General features: G+C 45.8%; 4 protein-coding genes. All 4 read left to right on the top strand.

Annotation, left to right across the window (positions count from 1 at the left end; genetic code table 11):
• Nucleotides 1–250, top strand: a 250-nt coding sequence (locus tag B3O33_RS11095) for a GTP cyclohydrolase II (protein ID WP_414673292.1), incomplete at its 5' end; no start/stop codon positions are given.
• A gap of 10 nt (nucleotides 251–260) precedes the next feature.
• Nucleotides 261–1,394 (top strand): lipid-A-disaccharide synthase, encoded by a 1,134-nt coding sequence (gene lpxB, locus B3O33_RS11090; RefSeq protein WP_292361431.1) that lies wholly within the window; start codon nucleotides 261–263, stop codon nucleotides 1,392–1,394.
• Nucleotides 1,391–1,963 carry a ribonuclease HII gene (gene rnhB / locus B3O33_RS11085; protein WP_292361430.1) on the top strand — a complete coding sequence of 191 codons (573 nt, stop codon included), beginning with the start codon at nucleotides 1,391–1,393 and terminating at the stop codon, nucleotides 1,961–1,963. Before lpxB ends, rnhB begins: the two co-directional genes overlap by 4 nt.
• Before the next feature lie 51 nt (nucleotides 1,964–2,014).
• A partial coding sequence (pcnB, locus tag B3O33_RS11080) for a polynucleotide adenylyltransferase PcnB (protein WP_414673291.1) occupies nucleotides 2,015–3,119 on the top strand: 1,105 nt, incomplete at its 3' end.

Here is a 3,119-nt window from a genome sequence, read left to right as displayed (position 1 = left end):
AGGCGTTTTAGTGGTATTGCGTCAACCCGAACAGAACAAACAATTGGCAGCAAAAATTGCCCGTTACCAGCAGCAGGATCAAGGTATAGCAGCGCCGTTCAAAGCCAGCTGGGATTTAAGAACATTTGGCGTTGGAGCACAAATTTTAGCGGATCTGGGTGTGCGTAAAATGCGAGTGATTGGTACGCCAACTAAATTGACCGGTGTATCCGGTTTTGGTCTCGAGTTAACCGGTTATTTAGAAGACTGAGTCAGGCGCAGTGAGTAATCATATCCATATTGTTGCTGGTGAGGCATCGGGTGAAGCACATGCTGCCCGTCTTGTCAGTGCATTAAAACAACAACAGCCCGCTATTTATATCACCGGTATTGGTGGTGAGAAAATGCGTGCTGCTGGTGCTGATATTAATATCGATTTTGCCGAATTAGCAGTGATGGGCCTGGTAGAAGTCATAAAACGCTACCCAAGAATCAAAGGTATTTTTAATAAGGTTGTGGCTGAATTACGCCGTCAGCCACCGGATTTACTCATTCTGGTGGATTATCCCGGCTTTAATCTGAAACTGGCGAAACAAGCTAAAAAGCTTGGGATTAAAGTGCTGTATTACATCAGTCCAAAAATATGGGCATGGCGAGCGGGGCGTATTGAACAAATCAAACGTGATGTGGATCATATGGCTGTGTTATTTCCATTTGAACAGGAAATATACCAAACAGCAGGAGTTGCAGTGACCTGTGTCGGCCACCCATTAGTCGATGCTGTTCATACTGAACTATCTCAAAATGCTGCGCGTGAAAAGTTTGCTTTGGATAATGATATTCGGGTTATTGGTTTATTTCCCGGCAGTCGTCGCAGTGAAATTTCAGTGTTACTGCCTGTAATGCTTGAAGCAGCCGAACGAATACAGCAACGGCATTTTCCAGTTAGTGTTGTTATCCCCCAAGCTCCCGGGATTGATGAAACCTATCTTCATCAGTATCTGGCAGGTTCACGATTACATATCAGTATTATTAAAGACGATTTTTACGACGTTATTAAAGCGTGCGATGCTATTGTTGCGGCATCGGGGACTGTTACGCTTGAAATTGCGTTGCTGGGTGTTCCGCATTTTATTATCTATAAGGTTTCGCCTTGGAGTTATCGTATCTTAAAACGGCTGGTAAAAATCCCCTATGTGGGGTTGTGCAATATTGTGACAAAACAACCGGTTATCAAGGAGTTGTTGCAAGATGATGTCACTTCTGTCCGGCTTGAACAGCAATTAATGGATTTACTGACGCATCCTCAACGCTTGAAAAATGCCGAACAAATTCGTCAGCAGGTGCGAGAAGCACTGGGACCATCCGGTGGTGCAGACAATGCAGCTAAACTTGTGCTTAGTTTGCTTTCATGACGACGATAGTCTTAATTGCCGGTATTGATGAAGTAGGGCGAGGCCCTCTAGCGGGGCCAGTTGTTACAGCTGCCGTAGTACTGGATCCGAATAAACCGATTGCAGGCCTGACAGATTCTAAAAAACTCAGTGAAAAACGCCGGGAACAGTTGGTGCCGATCATTGAAGAATACGCTTATGCCTGGGCGCTGGGACGGGCAGAAGTCGAAGAAATTGATCAGTTAAATATTCTGCAAGCCAGTTTACTGGCCATGCAACGTGCGGTGGCAGCTTTGCCATTTGAGCTGGAACATGCGTTGGTCGATGGCAATCATGCGCCGCAGTTGCCATGTCCTGTTACCACAATCATCAAAGGGGATTTGACGGAACCTGCAATAGCAGCAGCTTCCATATTGGCTAAGGTGGCCAGGGATCGTGAAATGCTGATTTTGGATCAGCTTTATCCCGGCTATGGTCTGGCCAAAAATAAAGGTTATCCGACGGCACAGCATCAACAGGCGTTACTCGATTTAGGTCCTTCGCCAATTCATCGTCATTCATTTGCACCAGTCCGCCGAGCAGTGAGATAAATTGATACAAATTCCGGTTATCGCCTGCAAGCATGGTATTATTCGCTCCTTATGCTTTCGATAAATTCACTCATTAACTCATTCAAACGGATCAAAGCCGGTAAAAAAAGCCGTGCAGCTGCTGAGGGAGCTGCGCCACTTATTGTGCCTCGAGCTGACCATAATATTTCTCGTGATCTCATCAGTCCCAGCGCACTAAAAGTACTTTATACCCTTAAAGATGCAGGTTACGAAGCATATCTGGTGGGTGGTTGTGTACGGGATTTGTTACTGGGTTATGAACCCAAAGATTTTGATATCACCACCAATGCTTTGCCTGAACAGGTTCATCGTTTATTTCGCCGTAGCCAGCTGATTGGCCGACGTTTTAAACTGGTTCATGTACGTTTTGGCCGTGATGAAATTATTGAAGTAGCGACTTTTCGTGCGCCACCTGAAGCGAAAAATCATGTCGATGATCAAGGCCGCATCATGCAGGATAATGTGTATGGCACATTAGAGCAGGATGCCTGGCGGCGGGACTTCACCATTAATGCCCTTTACTACAATATCCGTGATTTTTCAATTGTCGATTACACCGGTGGTATTGCTGATTTACAAGCCGGTCTGATTCGGTTAATTGGTGATAAACCGGTTCGTTATCGCGAAGACCCGGTGAGAATGTTGCGTGCTTTACGGTTTATGGCAAAGTTAGGTCTCAAACTGGAAGCTGAAACCGAGCAATTGATTGTTGATTTGGCACCATTACTAGGCGATATTCCTCCGGCCAGATTATTTGATGAAACCTTAAAACTGTATTTAAGTGGACAGGCCGCTGTGACTCACGAGCTGCTTTGTCACTATGGTGTGTTTGATCATCTTTATCCGCAAACAGCGGCTTTACTGCATCAGGAAAAAGACGGCTATCCACGAACATTGCTGATGAAAGCGCTGGAAAACACCGATAAACGGCTGGCTGATAATAAACCGGTTACGCCGGCATTTTTATTCGCTGCATTACTATGGGAACCGCTGCGCCAACGTTGGCAGCAGTTAAGCAAAGAAATGCCGGAGATACCGGCTATGCAACGTGCAGCTGGTGAAGTCTTGTCCGAGCAAATTCAGACTGTGGCAATACCCAAGCGCTTCAGTCTTGTCACCCGTGATATCTGGACCA

The sequence above is a fragment of the Methylophaga sp. UBA1464 genome (assembly GCF_002325665.1).
Taxonomy (GTDB): domain Bacteria; phylum Pseudomonadota; class Gammaproteobacteria; order Nitrosococcales; family Methylophagaceae; genus Methylophaga.
This window is presented reverse-complemented; position numbering and strand designations above follow the sequence as displayed.

Coding starts and splice junctions, on each gene's coding strand:
- rnhB (WP_292361430.1), top strand. CDS start 1,391: ATGACGACGATAGTCTTAATTGCCGGTATTGATGAAGTAGGGCGAGGC.